The 19,699-nt window shown below is 49.5% G+C and carries 14 protein-coding genes and 1 tRNA gene; 13 read left to right on the top strand and 2 right to left on the bottom strand.

Features of this window, described 5'->3' with window-relative positions:
* Positions 1 to 121: 121 nt before the first annotated feature.
* Positions 122 to 1,669 (bottom strand): peptide MFS transporter, encoded by a 1,548-nt coding sequence (locus G445_RS0106505; RefSeq protein WP_022866742.1) that lies wholly within the window; start codon positions 1,667 to 1,669, stop codon positions 122 to 124.
* 350 nt (positions 1,670 to 2,019) lie between these two features.
* On the opposite strand from G445_RS0106505, the gene G445_RS0106500 reads away from it, so the two are divergent.
* The 7 genes from G445_RS0106500 to G445_RS0106470 all read left to right on the top strand — a co-directional run bounded on the left by G445_RS0106500 (position 2,020) and on the right by G445_RS0106470 (position 10,210).
* On the top strand, positions 2,020 to 3,279 hold the full coding sequence (locus G445_RS0106500; RefSeq protein WP_156825570.1) for a flagellar basal body-associated FliL family protein: 1,260 nt from the start codon (positions 2,020 to 2,022) through the stop codon (positions 3,277 to 3,279).
* A gap of 96 nt (positions 3,280 to 3,375) precedes the next feature.
* Complete coding sequence (locus G445_RS0106495) at positions 3,376 to 4,467, top strand: tRNA (adenine-N1)-methyltransferase (protein ID WP_026421013.1); 1,092 nt, start codon at positions 3,376 to 3,378, stop codon at positions 4,465 to 4,467.
* A gap of 126 nt (positions 4,468 to 4,593) precedes the next feature.
* Positions 4,594 to 6,174 (top strand): proteasome ATPase, encoded by a 1,581-nt coding sequence (gene arc, locus G445_RS10130; protein ID WP_022866739.1) that lies wholly within the window; start codon positions 4,594 to 4,596, stop codon positions 6,172 to 6,174.
* The gene (gene dop / locus G445_RS0106485) at positions 6,174 to 7,775 is read left to right on the top strand and encodes a depupylase/deamidase Dop (RefSeq protein WP_022866738.1); all 1,602 of its coding nucleotides are present in this window, start codon (positions 6,174 to 6,176) and stop codon (positions 7,773 to 7,775) included. Before arc ends, dop begins: the two co-directional genes overlap by 1 nt.
* Positions 7,775 to 7,954, top strand: coding sequence for a ubiquitin-like protein Pup (locus G445_RS0106480; RefSeq protein ID WP_022866737.1), 180 nt, complete (start codon positions 7,775 to 7,777; stop codon positions 7,952 to 7,954). Before dop ends, G445_RS0106480 begins: the two co-directional genes overlap by 1 nt.
* Positions 7,951 to 9,339, top strand: a complete 1,389-nt coding sequence (pafA, locus tag G445_RS0106475; RefSeq protein WP_022866736.1) for a Pup--protein ligase — start codon at positions 7,951 to 7,953, stop codon at positions 9,337 to 9,339. Before G445_RS0106480 ends, pafA begins: the two co-directional genes overlap by 4 nt.
* A complete protein-coding gene (locus G445_RS0106470; RefSeq protein WP_022866735.1) occupies positions 9,332 to 10,210 on the top strand; it encodes an FKBP-type peptidyl-prolyl cis-trans isomerase in 879 nt (292 codons plus the stop codon). Before pafA ends, G445_RS0106470 begins: the two co-directional genes overlap by 8 nt.
* A gap of 68 nt (positions 10,211 to 10,278) precedes the next feature.
* On the opposite strand, the gene G445_RS0106465 is transcribed toward G445_RS0106470, so the two are convergent.
* Positions 10,279 to 11,037 carry a nucleoside/nucleotide kinase family protein gene (locus G445_RS0106465; RefSeq protein ID WP_156825569.1) on the bottom strand — a complete coding sequence of 253 codons (759 nt, stop codon included), beginning with the start codon at positions 11,035 to 11,037 and terminating at the stop codon, positions 10,279 to 10,281.
* A gap of 161 nt (positions 11,038 to 11,198) precedes the next feature.
* Here G445_RS0106465 and lgt point away from each other — a divergent pair, with 161 nt between their 5' ends.
* The 6 genes from lgt to rpsA all read left to right on the top strand — a co-directional run bounded on the left by lgt (position 11,199) and on the right by rpsA (position 19,508).
* The gene (gene lgt / locus G445_RS10125; RefSeq protein ID WP_306718322.1) at positions 11,199 to 12,293 is read left to right on the top strand and encodes a prolipoprotein diacylglyceryl transferase; all 1,095 of its coding nucleotides are present in this window, start codon (positions 11,199 to 11,201) and stop codon (positions 12,291 to 12,293) included.
* A 120-nt stretch (positions 12,294 to 12,413) separates the two neighbouring features.
* Entirely contained in the window at positions 12,414 to 13,838 is a 1,425-nt protein-coding gene (gene pyk, locus G445_RS0106455) for a pyruvate kinase (protein WP_022866732.1), read from the top strand.
* 109 nt (positions 13,839 to 13,947) lie between these two features.
* Positions 13,948 to 14,029: transfer RNA gene (locus G445_RS0106450), tRNA-Leu, on the top strand.
* A 196-nt stretch (positions 14,030 to 14,225) separates the two neighbouring features.
* Positions 14,226 to 14,846, top strand: a complete 621-nt coding sequence (locus G445_RS0106445; RefSeq protein ID WP_022866731.1) for an ANTAR domain-containing response regulator — start codon at positions 14,226 to 14,228, stop codon at positions 14,844 to 14,846.
* 47 nt (positions 14,847 to 14,893) lie between these two features.
* Positions 14,894 to 17,788, top strand: coding sequence for a DNA polymerase I (polA, locus tag G445_RS0106440; RefSeq protein WP_022866730.1), 2,895 nt, complete (start codon positions 14,894 to 14,896; stop codon positions 17,786 to 17,788).
* A 241-nt stretch (positions 17,789 to 18,029) separates the two neighbouring features.
* A complete protein-coding gene (rpsA, locus tag G445_RS0106430) occupies positions 18,030 to 19,508 on the top strand; it encodes a 30S ribosomal protein S1 (protein WP_022866728.1) in 1,479 nt (492 codons plus the stop codon).
* Positions 19,509 to 19,699 lie beyond the last annotated feature (191 nt).

Raw genomic sequence — 19,699 nt, 5'->3', positions numbered from 1 at the left:
GACTGGGGATAATGCGGTAGTTAGGGGTTGAGATGATGCGGGCAATGGTAGGACGAGGTGTTCGATGCCTGTTTCATGCCTGTTTCATGCCTGCTTCATTCCCTTCCATGCCCGGCATCGTTTAGTTGCTGATGGCCGTCATTCGTTTGCGCATCCAGGGCGTCATGAGGATGAGGAGAACTCCGTATCCGATAATGATGGCCGCTTGGATTCCGAAGTAGGGGATGAGGTTATCGTAATTGTAGAATTTTACGACCTGGGCTTGTACACCTTGGGCCATAGCCATGGAGGCAAGCCATACAGCCATGGTTTGTGAGGCGAAAGCACGTGGTGCGAGGCGTGTGGTGGCGCTCATGCCGGCGGTTTGCAGAACGAGATCGCCAAGGCCGAGGAAAATATAGCATCCGAGCATCCACAGTGCGCTCATTTTTGCGCCGTTCGGGGTTGCCGTACCGCCAAGTGTTACAAGGAGGAAAGCAAGACCGCCGAAAATAGTTCCGATACCGACCTTTGCCGTCACATGTGGCTGGCGTTTTCCGAGTTTAATCCACAGCCAGGCAAGGAGTGGCCCCATAATGATTTCAACAATGGCTGTGAGAGAGATATACCAGGTTGAAGGATACGTGAATCCGGCGAATTCGTTGTGGGTGTGATCGAGTGCCAGGAAATTTAAGGTGTTGCCGGTTTGGAAGTACGTGAGGTTGTACATAACAAGGGCAATCAGGAGGAAGGAGTACGGGAAAAGATTTTGACGTTCATGTGGCGTGACGAGTGGGGAGCGGTACATCCACACGAGGTAAAGAATGGGAACCGCAATTGTTAAACCAGTAATGGCGTTAATGAAACCGTCGATTGCCACAATTCCTGTGCCACCAAAAATAACGGCAAGAAGAATGACGGCGCCTGCCAGCCCTACAACCATCCAGAAATGCTTATCGGGTGTGAAAAGCATACGGATACGCGCGGAGGATTCGTTTCCGCCAAGATTTTTGTATTGAATAATATATAAAATAATGCCGAGAATCATGCCGACGGCAGCGGCTCCAAAACCGGCGTGCCAGTTGATGTTTTGCCCGAGATAGCCGGCAACCAGAGGGCCTAAGAAACAGCCAATATTGATTCCCGCGTAGTAGATTGCGAAACCGGCATCTCGTCGTGTATCTTCCTGGGTGTACAGTTCGCCAACTTTAGTGGAAACATTTGGTTTGAGAAGCCCGGTTCCCACAATAATGAAGCCGAGCCCTGCCCACGTAGCGATTTCCCCGAGGGGTAGGCCCATAAAAATATGTCCGGTCGCAATAATAATGGCACCCCACAACACTGCTTTATGTGTTCCGATTATGCGGTCGGCAATCCAGGCTCCCGCAATGGACAGAAGGTAGAGGAGGGCGCCATAGGCGGCAACAATAGAGGACGCCGTTGTTTTTTCGTAACCGAGTCCGCCGTTAATAACGCTTGCGCTGAAGTAGAGTGCAAGGATGGCTTGGAATCCCAGGTAGGAAAAACGCTCCCATATTTCAAGGTTAAAAAGTGCGAAGAGACCTTTGGGTTGTCCAAGGAAAGATGTTGAACTTTGAGCCAGTTCGTCTTTACGCTTTTCTTTAGCGATGATGTTCAATTGTGCGGGTGTTAATGATGTCGACGCCACCCTATCCGCATCTATATTCATAAATATTCCTCACGTGGTTTTTATATGGTTCGCAAGTTCGATTTTGCGTAAATCTTCGCGCTAGGTATGACGAAGAAGCCCTAATGACTATAAAAACCACTTATTAAATATAGGCTTTAGTTGTGATTTTAACGCATGAACTTGTATTTTTCCGTGACGCAGGCTGAAATCATGTTCAAAATGTGAGAAAAAACTTGTTTTTTGCGTCCATCATGTGGATGTGGCATGTGGACGTAATTGAATAAAATTTCATAGCGTGAATATTATAGGTTTTATGGTGTTTTTCGCCATGTTATTTCCTATATGTGTACGACGACGTACGGGGCTGGTTATCGTCGAACATTTCCTTAATGATGAGGTTGTGTATTGATAGTATTGAGCTGGAAGTCAATTATTCGTCGTTAACGGATAACAAATTACGATTGCCTACAGAATTTGACGTCATGAGCAACGAACAGAACGGTTATGTGCCACCCAACCAGGGGGCTGGTCAATACGATAATCAGTTTTTTCCAAAGGATCAGGAACAATATAAGGGCGAATCTGCATATCCGCGTACAGGTGGCGAGCCGGGGGCGGATTTTTCTTCATCTCAACACGCCTTTGATCCCTACACTGGTGAACGTGTAAATACGATGCAGGGCGGGCAGATGCCACAGTATGGCGAGCCTCAGTATGACGCGACGCAACAGTTTGACGTAGCGCAACAATATGCACAACCTGGTTTTGACGCGACGCAGCAGTTTGACGCGACGCAACAATATGCACAACCTGGTTTTGACGCGACGCAAGCGTACGATATGTCGCAGTATGCGCAACACCAGTTTGAAGCGCCACAACAGGTAGACGTAACTCCACAATATGCGGCAACTCAGCAGTTCGCACCGGTGCAGACGGAGAATTACGCATATCCGCCACAGAACTGGCAACCAACTTATGCGCAAACTTCTCACCAAGCCGATGTTTTTGATGAACTGTCAACCGATGATGATGAGGAACCCAACAACACGGTTCGCTCCATTCTCATTGGGCTTATTGTTGTCCTTCTTGTCGCAGCTGCGGGTATCGGTGGCTACTTCTTTATGTCGCGTTGGAGTGATGATTCGAAACCATCCTCGCAGCAGTATTCAACGCAAAGCTCTAAATCGTCGAAAAAATCTGAAAAAGATAAGGCTAGTGACAAGCCAACTCCTGAAAAAACAGAAGAAACACAACCCACACCCGAGCCGACGAATAGGCCTCTCACCGAATCTCAAAAACAGGTCGCCGTGGATAAATTCAGCAGGTATGCATCAAATTGTTTGAATGATCCGCATTTTGCCCCGGCTGGTTGCACACGCACCCTCTTCATGGAAGATCCCGGACACCCAATTACGAAAATACGCAGAACAATTATTGAACAACCAAAGGTAGTATTCCGCCACACCAACAGTGGCACCATTATGGAATTGAGTGGCGGAACTCTTCGCATCGAATATGAGGAACGATGGTCAGGCAATGAACCTTGGCGTGCAGGAAATCCAATATATCGTTACGACGTCTTTAACGGTGTGACGATTCCAGTTACAGACACCGGAAATGACGTTGTATTAGATTTCTCGAACCTCTAAACTACATGTTCTACACGTAGGAAGGTGAGCCAAAACCCGCGGTCTCATTCGATGTGCCCGGGTAAAGGTTCCACACGTAGGAAGGTTGAACGAACCATGGACGTAACAAATAGACGTGGCCCGTTCCGTGCAGGCGAACGTGTCCAATTAACAGACACCAAAGGGCGACACTATACCATTAATCTTATAACCGACGGGTTTTTCCATTCCGCACGAGGTTCTTTCCACCACTCAGAACTAATCGGTAAAGAAGAAGGCACCGTTGTCGAACTCGAAAATGGACGCCGATTCCTAGCTTTGCGCCCGTTACTCTCGGATTATGTTCTTTCCATGCCACGCGGGGCAACCGTCGTCTACCCCAAAGATGCGGCTCAAATTGTGCATAATGCAGATATTTATCCGGGAGCGCGCGTGTTCGAAGCGGGGGTGGGAAGCGGAGCCCTTTCCATGTCGCTTCTTTCCGCGCTGGGCGCGCACGGGCATTTAGTCTCCGTAGAAAGACGCCCGGAATTTGCTGAAATTGCGGAAGGAAACGTGACATCCTGGTTTGGGTACAGGCCCGAGAACTGGGATGTGCGCTTAGGGGAAGCTACGGATGTTCTCGCCGAATACGAGGGGTATTTCGACCACGTTGTTCTCGATATGCTCGCCCCATGGGAAATCATTGAATCTGCAACCGTAGCATTGCGACCCGGCGGTGTGATTATTGTTTATGTCGCGACGACGACGCAAATGTCCCGTTTTGCCGAAGAAATAAAAGATACCGAGCATTTCACCTCCCCGCAGGCAAGCGAAACTCTTATCCGCACATGGCATACCGAAGGGTTGGCTGTGCGCCCGGATCATCGTATGGTTGCACACACAGGTTTCCTTGTTCAAGCACGTAAACTCGCGCCCGGAAGCCCGCCCCTCAAACCCAGCAAACGCCCGGCAAAAGGTGCGTATGCCGAGCCGATGCCCTGGCAGTGGACCGCAGAAGAACTTGAAGAAAGGACCATCGCGGAGAAAAAACTACGCAAGGTTCGTCGTGATGTTGCACATCGAGCCGATGTTGAAGAAAGCGGAACCTCCGCACCAGGTCCTCATATCACCGCAATTCGACAAAAAATTGATGATGAATTAGCGCGTCGTAACGAGAAAAAATTACAAGAGCGCGAGGATACGAGTGAGGATAGCGCGCGGGAATAATGCGCGGAAACGATGCGTGAGGATAGCGCGCGGGGATAATGCGTAAGAATGACGCGCGAGGTGAACATACCTACCTCGTAAGGAACGACTGACCTAGAATAACAAGGACATATGAGGAAGGATGTCATGAGCCAAGAATCTTATGACGATACGCAAACAATGATGGAATTATCGTCCCTGCGTGAAAAAAATGAGCGTTTATCAACCTCACTGGCTGCAGCGCGTAAACGAATTATGGAATTGGGGGAGAAGCTGGACTCCCTTTCTCGCCCGCCAGCCAATTTCGGGACATTCCTGCGCGGACACAGCGCCGATCACAGCGTCGATGCCCTCGTGGGCGGGCGAAAAATGAATGTTTCCGCATCCCCATATGTTGCCATTGAACAGGTACGTCCAGGCCAAGAAGTGCGTTTAAACGAAGAACTCGTCGTTGTGGGAATTGGTGGCTACGAAAACAGCGGGCAAATGGTGACATGTGAATTAGTGATTGACCCTCAACGTGTCCTTGTACGAATTCATGCCGACGAAACACGAGTGTTGCGCATTGGTGGGCGCCTTCAACCCGAAAGTATTAGGGTGGGGGACACCCTCATGGCGGATTTAAAAACAGGATTCGTGTTGGAAAAAATTGAGCGTCCTGACGTGGAACATTTGCTCCTCGAGGAAGTTCCCGACGTTGCCTACGAAGATATTGGCGGGCTATCAAGACAAATTGAGCAGATTCGCGATAGCGTGGAGTTGCCTTTTGAACAGCCAGATCTCTATCGCGAACACGGGTTACGCCCACCCAAAGGCGTGCTACTTTACGGCCCGCCAGGATGTGGAAAAACCCTTATCGCGAAAGCCGTCGCCACATCTCTCGCCTCAAAAGTTGCACAACGTAACGGTCAATCGAAAGCGACCTCATACTTCCTGAATATTAAAGGTCCCCAACTTCTCGACAAATACGTTGGCGAAACAGAACGCCAAATTCGTGAGATTTTCTCTCGCGCACGTGACCGCGCAAGTCGCGGTATTCCCGTGATTATTTTCTTCGACGAAATGGAAGCTCTGTTTAGAACACGCGGGTCGGGTATATCCTCCGATGTTGAAACAACTGTTGTTCCCCAGCTTCTTGCAGAAATCGACGGTGTGGAACAGCTATCCAACGTGATTGTAATTGGCGCATCCAACCGTGAAGATATGATTGACCCTGCAATTTTACGTCCCGGACGCCTAGATGTGAAGGTACGTATTGAACGCCCAGATTTCCAGGGAGCGCTCGATATTCTTTCCAAATATTTGACGGAAGATCTTCCCTTTGCCGGACACGAACTGTCCACATATGGAGGGCCAGCAGGCGCAGCCGATCATATACGCCACGTTATCGCCGAGCATCTTTTCGAGCATTCCCAGGACAATGAGTTTGTTGAAGTGACATACGCTAGCGGACGCACAGAAAAACTGTATCTTGCCGATTTTGTATCGGGCGCCATGCTTGCCGGCATTGTTGATCGCGCAAAGAAAGCTGCAATTAAAACCCTGATTGCAACAGGAGAAAAGGGTATTACTGAAGCCCACGCTGTTGCAGCGGTTCGCTCTGAAGTTAAGGAAACAGCAGATCTAGACCAAATTGCGGATCCTGAAGAATGGGCCAAGGTTAACGGACGCACCCGCGGTGAACGAATTGTGGGAATTCGTGCTCTACACACGCGAGAGGAAGCATAATGACCGTGCATAAAGTAACCGGTTTGGAAACAGAATTTGGGGTTTTGGAGCCGAGTAATCCGCACGCAAACCCTATCGAACTTTCCTCAATCCTCGTTGACGCCTATGCAGAAGAAGGAACCGCTTCCGGAGGGCACGGAGCAGTCCGCTGGGATTTCGACGGCGAAGATCCGTTGAATGATGCGCGTGGTTTTCGTATCCAACGAGCGGCCGCGCACCCCTCCCAGCTCACCGACGATCCACGTTTCCTAGCCCCAAGCGCAGAAGATATTTCCGTTCAAACCATTAAACGCCCAGATGACGCTATTTTATTACGCGCACGGGCATCGAACACGGTTTTGTGTAACGGGGCAAGACTGTATGTCGATCACGCACACCCGGAATATGCGTCACCAGAAACCATTAACCCGCGCGAAGCCGTGCTCTGGGACAGAGCCGGAGAAAAAGTCATGGTTGAGGCCATGAATATTCTCAACAGGCGGGGGCGCAACCTTGCCGTATATAAAAATAATGTCGACGGTAAAGGGGCCGCCTACGGCTCCCACGAAAACTACCTTGTGGATAGAAACCTCCCATTCTCAGAAATTATTCGATACATTACTCCCTTCTTTGTAACACGTCCTATTCTTTGTGGTAGCGGGCGCCTCGGCCTAGGGCCAGCATCCCAAGAACCTGGATTCCAAATTTCACAGCGTGCCGACTACGTAGAAAACGATGTCGGGCTGGAAACCACTTTCAATCGCCCAATTATTAATACGCGCGACGAACCACACGCCTTAGAATCGAAATACCGCCGATTCCACGTTATTGGGGGAGATGCCAACCAATTCGACGCCTCTATTTTGCTGAAAGTTGGAACAACATCGCTCGTCCTATGGATGCTCGAACAAGACGCAGTACCCCTCGGCTTGGAGTCCATTATTATGGACAACCCCGTGCAAAATACCTGGCTCATGAGTCAAGATCCCAGCCTGCAGCGCAAACTGGAACTCCATGAAGGGCCGGACATGACTGCCCTGGAGATTCAACAGTTGTATTTGGACGCGGTTCGCGAGGTGGTTGAAGGACAGGGTGGCCCAGACTGGGATACGGCGGAAGTTCTTGAGTTATGGCAACGCGTTCTTGACCTCTTAAAAAACGATTTTTGGGGAGCCGCGCCCTACGTTGAATGGGTGGCGAAATATCAACTTTTGGATCAGATGCGCATGCGCGGGGGCGGAAGTTGGGATTCCGATAAGTTGCGTGCCCTTGATTTGCAATGGCACGATTTACGCCCGGATAAATCCATTGTTGCCAAATTGCGCAATGCCGGACGCATCCACAACCTCTTCACAGATGAGGAAATTGCCTACGCAGTATCCAATCCTCCCGAATCCACTCGTGCCTATTTGCGCGGTCGCCTCGTCGGCAAATTTGCGGATAAAGTTGCAGCAGCCGGGTGGTCCAGCATTCTTCTCGATCCACATGGCGGAGAGCTTGTGCGTATTCCCTTGCCCTACCCGGAAGGTGCCACTAAGAAAATAGTCGGCACTGCCGTGGATCAAGCAACAACCCTCGATGATTTTCTCCACATACTCCAGACGAAGGAAAGGAACGAATAATGTCACAACAAGAATTTATGCAGCCTCGCAGAAACCGTGAAGAAACCACGGAAATAGAAGCCCCTCAAATCAGCACACAAGATTACGGAATTGATTCCCTGCTCGACGATATTGACAGTGTTCTTGAAGAAAATGCCTCAACCTTCGTTCAAGGCTTCGTACAGAAAGGTGGTCAGTGAAAACTCGTCGCGTCATGGGCATTGAAACTGAATATGGGATTACCTGCGCGCCACGCAAACACAGTAATCCTCCCATAGACGCTGAGGAAGCTGCCCAAGTTCTCTTCCGCCCAGTGATTGAACGCCACCGTAGCACCAATACTTTCTTAGAAAATGGTGCACGCCTCTATCTCGATGTGGGAGCTCACCCCGAGTATGCCACTGCGGAATGCGATAATATTCGCGACCTGCTCGCTCAAGACCGCGCAGGCGAACTCCTCTTTGCCAACCTTGCCCAAAAAGCAAATAAAGCCCTAAAAAAAGAAGGTATCCCCGGAGATATTCACCTTTTTAAAAACAACGTAGATTCGCAGGGAAACTCCTTTGGTTGTCACGAAAACTACATGATTCGACGACGGGCAGATTATCGTCACAGGATTGAACGCCTTGTCCCGTTTTTTGTGACACGCCAAATCATCACGGGTGCAGGCGTCCTCTATAAGGGTGAAGACGGCCAGGTACGTTACGAGTTTTCCCAGCGTTCCCACCAAATGTGGGATGCGATTTCTTCAGCATCCACTCGAAGCCGTCCCATGATTAACACCCGCGACGAACCGCATGGAAATCCCGAACTCATGCGCAGAATGCATGTTATCGTCGGCGATTCAAATATTGCTCAACCAACAACCGGGCTTAAAATCGCGACAACTGAAGCATTGCTTATTATGTTGGAAGAAGGCGGGATTCTTCCTGATCTCGAACTTGCTGATTCCATGCATGCTATTCGCGTTACCAGTGGCGATCTTTCCGGGCGTGCGAACCTCGAACTGAAAGCAGGAGGATATATTTCTCCTCTCGATATTCAGCAACGCATGCGAGATGCCGCAATGAACCACCTTGATGCCAAAGGATATATGGCAGATATGGATCCTCTTCTCACATATCTTTTGGATTTGTGGACAAGAGCTCTGGAAGCCGTGAAGAATCGCGAACCGGAAAAAATTTCCACCGAAATTGATTGGGCTGCAAAACTGGTTCTTTTGCGACGCTACTGTGAACGCGCCCAGACGAATTTAAATGATAGCCGTGTCCAACGCCTCGACTTGTCCTATCACGACATCACGCCTGGCGGTTTGCGCACGAAAATGGAGGAAACAGGACTCCTTCGTCGTATTATTCCGCAAGAAGAATCCCAGGCCGCAATGGTTAATCCACCACGTACTACACGCGCGGCACTTCGCGGAGAATTTATTAGCCAGGCAAAACTTCATCGTCGCGATATTTCCGTGGATTGGTCAACCCTTCGCCTTATTGAAGCTCAAGGTAACTCAACCGTTATCATGGATGATCCCCTTGCGACGGAAAACGCCGACGTTGCACGTCTTATTGAGGAAATGAATGCGTAGATGGAAAAAAGTTATCGGTGTGCCAGTTGCGGTAGCGCTTCTGGCACTCACCGGTTGTTCACAACACGAAAACACACAGACGCAATCCGCAAAAGTTCAAGTCCTCGGGGAATTCGGATCTCCTGTCACAGTTAAAATAGAAGGAACCTTTGATTTAAAGAGCTTGCGAGAAAGCGTCCTTAAAAAGGGCGACGGGAAAGCATTGACATCCAACGGGCCTGTTCTTGCGCGAATAACATCATTTGATTCACGCACGTCTGCTCCCATTAAACAGTATGAAACAGGCAAAGTTCATTTAACGAAACTCAACACCGAAAACTTTAAAACCATATCCTTCTATCTTGAAGGCAAACATGAGGGGAGTCGTCTCATGTTTGAACGCCCTGGGTTAACGAAGGGTGATAATAGCGCAGTTGAAATTATGGTTGTTGATCTTTTGCACACAACTTTGCAGGGCAAACCTGTTGCACCTAAACATGTTCCGAAGGGAATGCCAACCATAACTCAACCACAAGAGGGGAAAGGACCTGTCGCTGTGACCGTGGCGGGAGGAGAAATACCCGCGTTGGAAGCTATCACGCTCATTCAAGGGTCCGGTGAGCAACTGAATAAAGATGACACCATTGCCATGAACTATCAACTGTTCACAGCTGCGGGCAATATGACGTTATCAAATTGGGATAAGGGGCCTGTGAGCGCTCGATTAAAAGACCTCATGCCGGGAATTCTCACGGGATTAAGTGATCAAAAAGTTGGTTCGCGCGTTGTTATTCTCATCCCCTCAACCCAGGCGCAAGGTAATGGAGATGTTGTTGCGGTAATCGACATTTTAGCTGTCCTTGATAATTCGACATTGAATGGACACGATTAACACCTGCGAATGCAGTTGTAATTTGATATGCTTTACCCGAGTTTTTATGTGCGCAAAGTCCTATTTTATTAGACCGGATTTAAATTGGCGGAATAGGGGCCAATATGAGCGCGGACAATAATATCGTTACATTCTTGACTATTTCGTTCGCGGAGAAGGGCCTCTTCCTGCTCCGCCCACAGCGCCCACCACGATTCCGGGTCACCATCACGCAAAACAACCATTCGACGTCGGATATCTTCCGGTGCGTCCATCCACACGCTGAGATTTACCAAAGGCGCCAACGAAGCACTTGTTGCCCCACACCCCGTGAGAAGAAGAATACTGGCAGTCGTCGTCGAAACATCAACCGACCATGAATCTGCATACCAATCCCACCTCCGCGCCACAAAAACACCCGTGCGAACAAAATCGGCAACGCGCGGGGCGAGCAACACACATCCAGCCACAAGCCCAGACCAGCCCTCGATATAATCCTCAACCTCAACAATTTGCGCAGAAACCCCGCAAGACGCAAAATATGCTTGCATCGCCCGCGCACACGTACTTTTCCCGGCACCGCTTCGCCCATCAATCCCCACAACAAGATGCTTGCCTCGTGCAATACGTTCGCGCCACTGCGCCTCATGCGCATCGAGCCAGCTTTTCACCGAAGCGTCCAACGTTGTATCACTCCCAGAACAAACCGGAGTTTCAGCAGGCGATTCACCCTGTGAAAAATGTGTATGCCCTGTCTGGGGAAGATTGTTGTGGCATCCCCGGGATTCGGAACAGTTGCCCGGAACGTCTGCTCCTTTATTTGTCAAAGTTTCCTGAAAGGATTCCATATAGATATGGTACGAGACGCGCTAGCATTGTTGCACGCAGTCCTTTGAAATGTTCCACAAAACTTCCCCAATAACACGAGAAAATGACGCCGGGTATATCTCCACCTCAACGTGGGTTAAGATATACCAGGTAAAACTCACGAAGGATAAATATGTTTCCCATGTCTATACCGTCTCCAAGCTCCAATGAAATACATCTTTTCACCATTGGTTCATGGAATCTTACAGTAGCCTATTATGGAATTTGCATTGCCATCGGCATTCTTGTTGCCTTCTATATTGTGAAACGCCGCTACATCGCCAAAGGTGGCAACGAAGACATTATCCTCAGCATTGCCTGCTGGGCGGTTGTTTTTGGAATTATCGGCGGGCGCCTGTACCACGTTATCACCGACTATCAGCTCTATTTCGGGCCCGGAAAAGATCCTTGGCAGGCCTTAAATATTCGCGGAGGCGGGCTTGGAATTTTCGGCGCGGTTGCCCTTGGCGGGGTCGGTGCGCTCATCGCGGCACGCCGGAACGGTGTACGCCTGATGCCTGTGGGCGACGCATTGGCACCTGGCCTGCTCTGCGCTCAGGCAATCGGACGCCTCGGCAACTACTTCAACCAGGAACTTTTCGGTGCCCCAACCACGTTACCGTGGGGTTTGGAAATTGATTCGGCTCACCTCCCAACGGGATACATGCCCGGAACCCTGTTCCACCCGACCTTCCTTTACGAACTGCTATGGTGCCTCGGCGCCGCGCTCGTTCTCGTCCTTGCCCAGAAACCCTTGAAACTTTACGGCGGTCAGCTTTTCGCCACCTATGTTGCCCTCTATTCGCTCGGGCGCGTATGGATTGAAAACCTGCGAATCGACCAGGCGCACATTATTGCTGGCCTTCGCTTGAATGTGTGGACTACCCTCATTCTTCTCTTCGGCGCAGTCTCCTTCTTCCTCTATTTGCGCAAGCGCTACATGGAGGACCCCAGCGTCGATAACGTCTACATGGATGGGTGTGAACCCGTTGCGGAGTCTGGCAAGGATTCCGGTGAAGAGCTCAGTTCCGAGTTTGTTGAGGACTCTGGTGACGAGGCCAATGTTGCCTCCGGTTCCGAGTCTGTTCCTTCCAGTTCTTCTCTTGAGGATAAAGATAGTACGACGACGGACGACGAGACCAACGAACATCCCGGCCTCGAGGCCGCCACTCAAGGCGACACCCCAAAAACGCTTGACGAAAATGACGCTTCGTCGTCGTCGAAAAAAGAAAATTAAAGAAAAGAAAGCCCTATCACGGTAATCCGCCAAGAGAAATAGCTCTAAAGGAGTAAAACATCACGTCTTTGGCGGGTTATCATGTATGAACTTCCAGGGTGTCCAGGTTAGAATGGAAGTATGCGTAAAGCCAAAATTGTATGTACATTAGGTCCGGCTACGGACTACGAAGGTGGAATTCTTGAATTGGTAAAGGCGGGCATGAATGTCGCCCGTATTAATGCATCTCACGGTTCCCACCCAGAACACGAAGGTCGTATCGATCTCGTCCGCGCTGCAGCAGAAGAACTTAAGCGTCCGATTGCTGTTCTTGTTGATCTTCAAGGTCCCAAGATTCGTCTTGGCCGATTCATTGAGGGGCCTCATTACCTCAACATTGGTGATAAGTTCACGATTACGACACGTGATGTTGAAGGTACGAAAGACATTTGCTCAACTACTTTTAAAGGTCTTGCTGGCGACTGTAACCCCGGAGATATTCTTCTTATCGACGACGGTAAAGTCGCTGTTCGTGTACTTGAGGTCAAAGACGGTACCGATGTTGTGACGGAAGTTGAAGTTCCGGGTAACGTTTCCAATAACAAGGGTATTAATCTTCCTGGCGTTGCCGTTTCTATTCCGGCTCTGTCCAAGAAGGACGAGGAAGATTTGCGTTGGGGCTTGCGCTACGGCGCTGATATGATCGCCCTTTCCTTCGTGCGTAACGCTAAGGACATCGAAGATGTTCACCGCATTATGGATGAAGAAGGTGTGCGTCGCCCGGTTATTGCAAAGATTGAAAAACCGCAGGCTGTAGAAAACTTGAAGGAAATTGTTCAGTCCTTCGATGGCATTATGGTTGCACGAGGCGACCTTGGTGTGGAGCTTCCGCTTGAACAAGTTCCGATTGTTCAGAAGCGCGCTATTTCCCTGTGCCGTGAATTTGCAAAGCCTGTTATCCTGGCAACCCAGGTTCTCGAATCCATGATTGATAACCCGCGCCCAACACGCGCAGAAGCATCTGATTGCGCTAACGCGATTCTCGATGGTGCCGATGCCGTAATGCTTTCCGGTGAAACATCCGTTGGTAAGTTCCCGATTATTTGCGTCAAGACGATGGCCAATATCGTGAATTACACGGAAACCGAAGGTTTGGGCCTCATTCCTCCGATTCACGAACCGAATGTCACCTTGAACCGTGCAATCAGCCGTAGCGCCTTGGAAATTGCTGAAGCAATGAACGCTAAGGAAGTTGTGGTGTACACGGAAACTGGACATTCTGCACGTCAGATGACGCGCCATCGTTCCCGTATTCCCGTTATTGCCTTCACGCCTCATAAGAAGGTTCGTAATCAGCTTGCTCTTCTGTGGGGGGCACAATCTTATCTCGCAGAAAAGACAGCAAAGACAACCGATCAGGTTGTTGCACAGGTTGATATGAAGATGCGCGAATACGGCCTTGGTCAGGACGGAGACGTCGTGGTTATCGTTGCTGGTATGCCTATGGGTATTGCCGGTTCGACGAACACCATTCGTGTCCATACCATTGGTGAAGAAGTCGGATAATCGTATTTACGCACAATGAGAACGGCGTGAAAATTTGATTAATATCACGCCGATGGCTCTGAGTTTGAAAACTTGATAGCCATGCGGTACGCTCGTGCGTATCGCTTCCGCTTCGGTGGTGGAATTGGCAGACACACTACACTCAAAATGTAGCGCCGAAAGGCATGCGGGTTCGACTCCCGCCCGAAGCACAAAGTTGGCAATGTGGGAAATGCATTGTGAGAAACGACGAAAATATCACTTGAGGACACGTGTCTCATACATGGAAAATGACTTTCTGTGAATAGTTTGTGACATATTTGTCTGTTGCCATTTTGGGCTTTAGGAATACATCACCAACGTGATATAAAATTAAGCATATGTGTGTCGCAATGTCGAAGGAGACTCATGGCTACTCAAAAAAAGACAACGGAAGAAGTTAAGGAAAAGGCTCCTATAACCGTTCTTGTTGTTGAAGATGAAACTCTTATCCGTCTCGATATCGTAGAAACTCTTGAAGAAGCAGGTTATGAGGTTGTTGGCGAAGGTGGCAATGGTGAAGAAGCCATTAAACTTGCCGAGGAACTCGAACCAGATTTGATCGTCATGGACGTACAAATGCCGCGCATGGATGGCATTACCGCGGCAAAGAAAATATTGGAAGAACGCCGAGTTGCAATCGTTATGCTCACGGCCTTCTCGCAGAAAGATCTTGTGGAAGGCGCGAATGAAGCAGGGGCAATGGCGTATGTGGTAAAGCCCTTTACCCCCTCAAGCCTTATTCCCGCAGTCGAAATCGCATTTTCGCGCAATCTTGAAATTGAGGCTCTCGAAACAGAAGTGAGCACCCTTGCGGAACAGTTTGAAACACGCAAAAGGGTTGATCGTGCAAAGGGGCTTCTCGAATCCCATATGGGCTTAACCGAACCGGAAGCATTCCGTTGGATTCAAAAAACTTCCATGGATCGTCGCCTGACAATGCGTGAAGTTGCCGATGCCGTCATTGAACAGGTGGGACAATCCAAGTAGGTGCACCCGTTGTTGAATGGGCGTGCCAATCAAAGTAGGCTAACAGCGTGGCTGATTCAAAAATTCTTCTTATTGACGGGCATTCCATGGCTTTTCGCGCCTTCCATTCGCGTAAGGCCGAAAGTTTTGTGACAGCTCAAGGGCAATACACGAATGCGATTCACGGGTTTCTTTCAACGCTAGTCAAAGTCGTTGACGAATACCACCCGACGCATATTGCCGTCGCCTTTGATCTTCCTGGTGGAACCTTCAGAACACGCGAATATACCGAATATAAAGCCGGAAGAAAACCCACACCCGAAGAATTCAAAGGTCAGATTGGCGTTATTCAAAAGATTCTTGACACCCTCGGAATCACGTGGCTCACCTACGAGGATTACGAAGCCGACGATATTATCGCAACCCTATCAACACGGGGGAAAAATAACGGTTTCCACGTATATATAGCGTCAGGAGATAAGGACGCTTACCAACTCGTCGACGATAATGTTACGCTACTTTACCCTATGCCTCGTGTGGGTTTGGTTGCCTATAACCCCGAGGGGATAAAAGAAAAAACCGGAGTTTTACCGGAACAGTATTCAGATGTGGCGGCTCTCGTCGGCGAAAAAGCAGATAATATCCCAGGTATTCCAGGGGTCGGTGAAAAAACCGCGACGAAATGGATTACACAATACGGTAGCCTTGCGGGGCTCATCGAACACGCCGATGAATTAAAAGGCAAGGTGGGGGCAACCTTCCGTTCTTCTATCGATATTGTGAAAAGAAATCGGCAGATTAACCAGCTTGTGTGCGATCTACCTATCGGCGAGAATTTAGATGATTTCGCGGTTAAAGGCACAGATGTTGTCGAGCTCAACAGTATTTTCGACGTCCTTGAATTCAAGCAAATGCGTGGACGTGTTTTGACGGCTTTCCCCAAAGCTCGCAAAAATTCAGAGGACAACACCCCAGGTTTAGGGGCAACCCAGGGTATGCAGGGGGAGGCTTCTATCGGGGTAGATGCGCAGCGTTTAGCAAACACGGATGGCGAAAAGGATTCAGGACTTTCGCAAATCCTAGAACATCCGCAAAATTCCGATAATGAATCAACCTCACAGGTATCCAGCAGTGCAGAAAAACCCTTCACCCTTGATCCCAAACGTGTGACAACAGGCCTTGCTTCATGGCTGACAACATGCGATATGCACAAGCCTTTCGGTTTGACCATCCAGGGAGAGGGCACACCCGGCGGTGGAAACGTTAGATACATTGCTATTTCACAAGGCTCAACCGTGTGGTGCGGTGACGTAACCCAACAGGATTCCGTAACACGTCATGCTATAGGGGAGTGGCTCGCATCTTCGGCACCTAAAATCGTTCACGACGCAAAAACGGCTTGGCATGCCTGCCGAGGCGAACTTTGGGAACTGAACAACGTCATCGTCGACACGGCTCTTTACGCATACCTTTTAAATCCGGTGGCCCGCGAATATCCTCTCGACACGATTGTCAAGCGCTACCTGGGTGTTGACATAAACGCGGAGAAAGACGTCGAGGCGACGCCTCCCGGGCAACTTCCTATTACGTATTCGTCAGATGATTCCGATGAATCTGTGTTCGATAAACTTGCCGAATGTTGCGTAACCCTCGAACCGCTCAGCGAATGCTTGAAACGCAACCTGCGTGAACACGGCGACGATGACGGGGCGCTTATCGCCTTGGAAATGCACGTCGAAAAAGTTTTGGAGGGGATGGAAGCTACCGGAATCGCTATAGATGAGGCGTATCTTCAGCAGTTACTCAAGGATTTTGATTTTGAGGTAAACCGTGCGGAAAATAATGCTGTTGAAGCGATTGGACGTTCGGTCAATCTTTCCAGCCCTAAACAGCTCCAAGAGGTTCTTTTCGATCAACTAGACCTCCCGAAAACGCGGAAAACGAAACGCGGATATACGACGAATGTCGATGCCTTGAATGATCTCCTCGAAAAATTGACATACCTCAAGGATGATAAAGCAGAGAAGGGGCGTGTATTTTTAGAGAATTTGAAGCAGCATCGCGAGTCGATTAAATTAAAGCAAAGCGTTGAAGGTTTGCTCAAAGCCCTGGAAAGCCAGGCAGACAACAAGATTCGTACAACCTTCCAACAGATGGTGACGGCGACGGGACGGTTGTCCTCCACCGGGCCAAATTTGCAAAATATTCATGCCCGGACCCAAGAGGGATTGAAAATACGTGCCGCTTTTGTGCCTTCCCTTGGATACGACTGGTTAATGACGGCGGATTATTCGCAGATTGAAATGCGTATTATGGCGTCGTTGTCCGGTGATGAGGCGCTTATTGAGGCGTTTAACCAGGGCGAGGATTTGCATAAATCGGTGGCGGCGCTTGTGTTGGGTAAGCCGTTTGGCGAGGTCACGCACGATGAGCGTTCGCATATTAAAGCGGTGAGTTATGGTTTGGCATATGGCTTGTCTGCTTTCGGGTTGAGTAAACAGTTGCGTATTCCCCAGCGTCACGCACAGTATTTGATGGATACGTATTTTGAGCGTTTTGGGCGGGTGCGCGAATATCTTCAAGGATTGGTGAGCGTGGCTCGGCGTGATGGATATACGGAAACTATGGGAGGGCGCAGGCGTTACCTTCCAGAGCTTCATTCGGATAATCGAGCTTTGCGTGAATCTGCGGAGCGTATGGCTTTGAATGCGCCGATTCAGGGGACGGCCGCGGATATTATGAAAATGTCTATGTGCCAAGTTGTGGATGCTTTAGCACGGGAGGGAATGCGGACACGTGTTCTTCTTCAGGTTCACGATGAACTTGTGCTTGAGGTTCCCGATGAGGAGCGTGAAGTGGCGCAAGAACTTGTGGTGACGCACATGATGAATGTTGCGCATTTAAGGGTTCCGCTGTCTGTTGGTGTGGGCTTTGGGAAGAACTGGAGAGACGCTGCGCACTAGGTCAACCGATTGTTCCAGAGTTTTCGGAGGTAAGCGGAGTTTAAGCCTTGGGAGGTTATGTGGGTTAATGATGTTTTGTCTAAACTCGTGAAGAAAATCTCCTCATTACTATGTATTTCTCTTGCAGAGCGCCATCTTCTCTGGGTAAAATTGTTGATTGGCGCATGCTCCCGTATGTGCTGGCGTTTCCGATTAGCGGAACGTTCCGTTATCTATTCTATTGTCCGGAAGTTATCAATTAATGACTATTAACACCCACGTTCCCGAAGTTGCCATCAACGATATTGGCACAGAGGAAGATCTTATCGCAGCTGTTGATAAGACCATCAAGTACTTTAACGACGGAGATATCGTCGAAGGTACGGTTGTCAAGGTCGATCACGACGAAGTTTTGCTCGATATTGGCTACAAGACCGAGGGTGTTATTCCCTCTAAGGAACTTTCCATCAAACATGACGTCGATCCCGATGACGTTGTGGAAATTGGTGATCAGGTTGAAGCACTTGTTCTTCAAAAAGAAGATAAGGAAGGTCGCCTTCTTCTTTCCAAGAAGCGTGCACAGTACGAACGTGCATGGGCCGAAATTGAAAAGGTCAAGGATAGCGACGGCGTTGTAACCGGTACCGTTATTGAAGTTGTGAAGGGCGGTTTGATTCTCGATATCGGACTGCGTGGCTTCCTTCCCGCATCCCTCGTCGAAATGCGTCGTGTTCGCGATCTCCAGCCCTATATTGGGCGCGAACTTGAAGCCAAAATTATTGAATTGGATAAGAACCGTAACAACGTGGTTCTTTCCCGTCGTTCCTGGCTTGAAGAATCCCAGTCTCAGGCACGCGGTGAATTCCTTCACCAGTTGCAGCGCGGACAGGTTCGTGAAGGATTCGTTTCCTCTATCGTCAACTTTGGTGCATTCGTGGATCTTGGTGGCGTAGACGGTCTCGTTCACGTTTCCGAACTTTCCTGGAAGCATATTGATCACCCGTCCGAAGTTGTTGAAGTTGGACAGCGCGTCAAGGTTGAAGTTCTCGATGTGGATATGGATCGCGAACGTGTTTCCTTGTCACTCAAGGCAACCCAGGAAGATCCGTGGCAGTCCTTCGCACGCATTCACGCCATCGGTCAAATTGTTCCAGGACGCGTTACCAAGCTTGTTCCATTCGGAGCATTTGTTCGCGTTGAAGATGGTATTGAGGGTCTCGTTCACATTTCCGAACTTGCTTCACGTCATATTGATGCTCCTGAAGAAGTTGTTAAGGTTGGAGGCGAAGTATTCGTCAAGATTATTGATATTGATCTTGAACGTCGTCGCATCTCCCTCTCCCTCAAGCAGGCCAACGAAGGTGTCGATCTGAATTCTCAGGACTTCGATCCGTCACTCTACGGCATGGCTGCTGATTATGATGAGGAAGGAAACTACAAGTATCCTGAAGGATTCGATCCTGAATCCAATGAATGGCTTGATGGTTTCGAAGAACAGCGTGAAGTCTGGGAGAACGAATATACTCAGGCTCAGGCTCGTTGGGAAGAACACAAGAAGCAGGTTGCTGAAGCTCTCGCGGCCGAAGCTGCTGCCGCTGCAGCCGCTCCGGTGAACGAACCGGCTCCTGCCCCCGAAGAAGTTCCCACTTCCTATGCTTCAGCTAATGATCACACAGGGTCACTTGATTCTGACGCTGATGAAGCTCTGGCAGCTCTTCGCGAAAAGCTCACAAATAACTAAATAAAGCTTTCGTTAACCTGTAGCCCCGCGCCCCGCGCGGGGCTACAGTTATTTCTCTTACAGAAAATACGCGGAACTAACACAAATCCTCCAACTTGTCCCATAGTCAAAAAATATCTGAAATACACGTGGAACAACGCGAAACGTCCCGAAAATACGCAAAACCACCCGAAGCTACGCAAAATAACGCC

It is taken from the genome of Actinotignum urinale DSM 15805, assembly GCF_000420445.1.
In the GTDB taxonomy this organism is placed as follows: domain Bacteria; phylum Actinomycetota; class Actinomycetes; order Actinomycetales; family Actinomycetaceae; genus Actinotignum; species Actinotignum urinale.
Note: the sequence above shows the minus strand (reverse complement) of the source record. Positions and strands in the feature narration are given on the sequence as shown.

What these genes read in the sequence shown, in the direction of transcription:
- G445_RS0106480 (WP_022866737.1), top strand. Translation starts at nt 7,775, where the DNA reads ATGTCACAACAAGAATTTATGCAGCCTCGCAGAAACCGTGAAGAAACC.
- arc (WP_022866739.1), top strand. Translation starts at nt 4,594, where the DNA reads ATGAGCCAAGAATCTTATGACGATACGCAAACAATGATGGAATTATCG.
- rpsA (WP_022866728.1), top strand. Translation starts at nt 18,030, where the DNA reads ATGACTATTAACACCCACGTTCCCGAAGTTGCCATCAACGATATTGGC.
- G445_RS0106465 (WP_156825569.1), bottom strand. Translation starts at nt 11,037, where the DNA reads ATGGAATCCTTTCAGGAAACTTTGACAAATAAAGGAGCAGACGTTCCG.
- dop (WP_022866738.1), top strand. Translation starts at nt 6,174, where the DNA reads ATGACCGTGCATAAAGTAACCGGTTTGGAAACAGAATTTGGGGTTTTG.
- G445_RS0106505 (WP_022866742.1), bottom strand. Translation starts at nt 1,669, where the DNA reads ATGAATATAGATGCGGATAGGGTGGCGTCGACATCATTAACACCCGCA.
- pyk (WP_022866732.1), top strand. Translation starts at nt 12,414, where the DNA reads ATGCGTAAAGCCAAAATTGTATGTACATTAGGTCCGGCTACGGACTAC.
- G445_RS0106445 (WP_022866731.1), top strand. Translation starts at nt 14,226, where the DNA reads ATGGCTACTCAAAAAAAGACAACGGAAGAAGTTAAGGAAAAGGCTCCT.
- G445_RS0106495 (WP_026421013.1), top strand. Translation starts at nt 3,376, where the DNA reads ATGGACGTAACAAATAGACGTGGCCCGTTCCGTGCAGGCGAACGTGTC.
- G445_RS0106500 (WP_156825570.1), top strand. Translation starts at nt 2,020, where the DNA reads ATGATGAGGTTGTGTATTGATAGTATTGAGCTGGAAGTCAATTATTCG.
- G445_RS0106470 (WP_022866735.1), top strand. Translation starts at nt 9,332, where the DNA reads ATGCGTAGATGGAAAAAAGTTATCGGTGTGCCAGTTGCGGTAGCGCTT.
- lgt (WP_306718322.1), top strand. Translation starts at nt 11,199, where the DNA reads ATGTCTATACCGTCTCCAAGCTCCAATGAAATACATCTTTTCACCATT.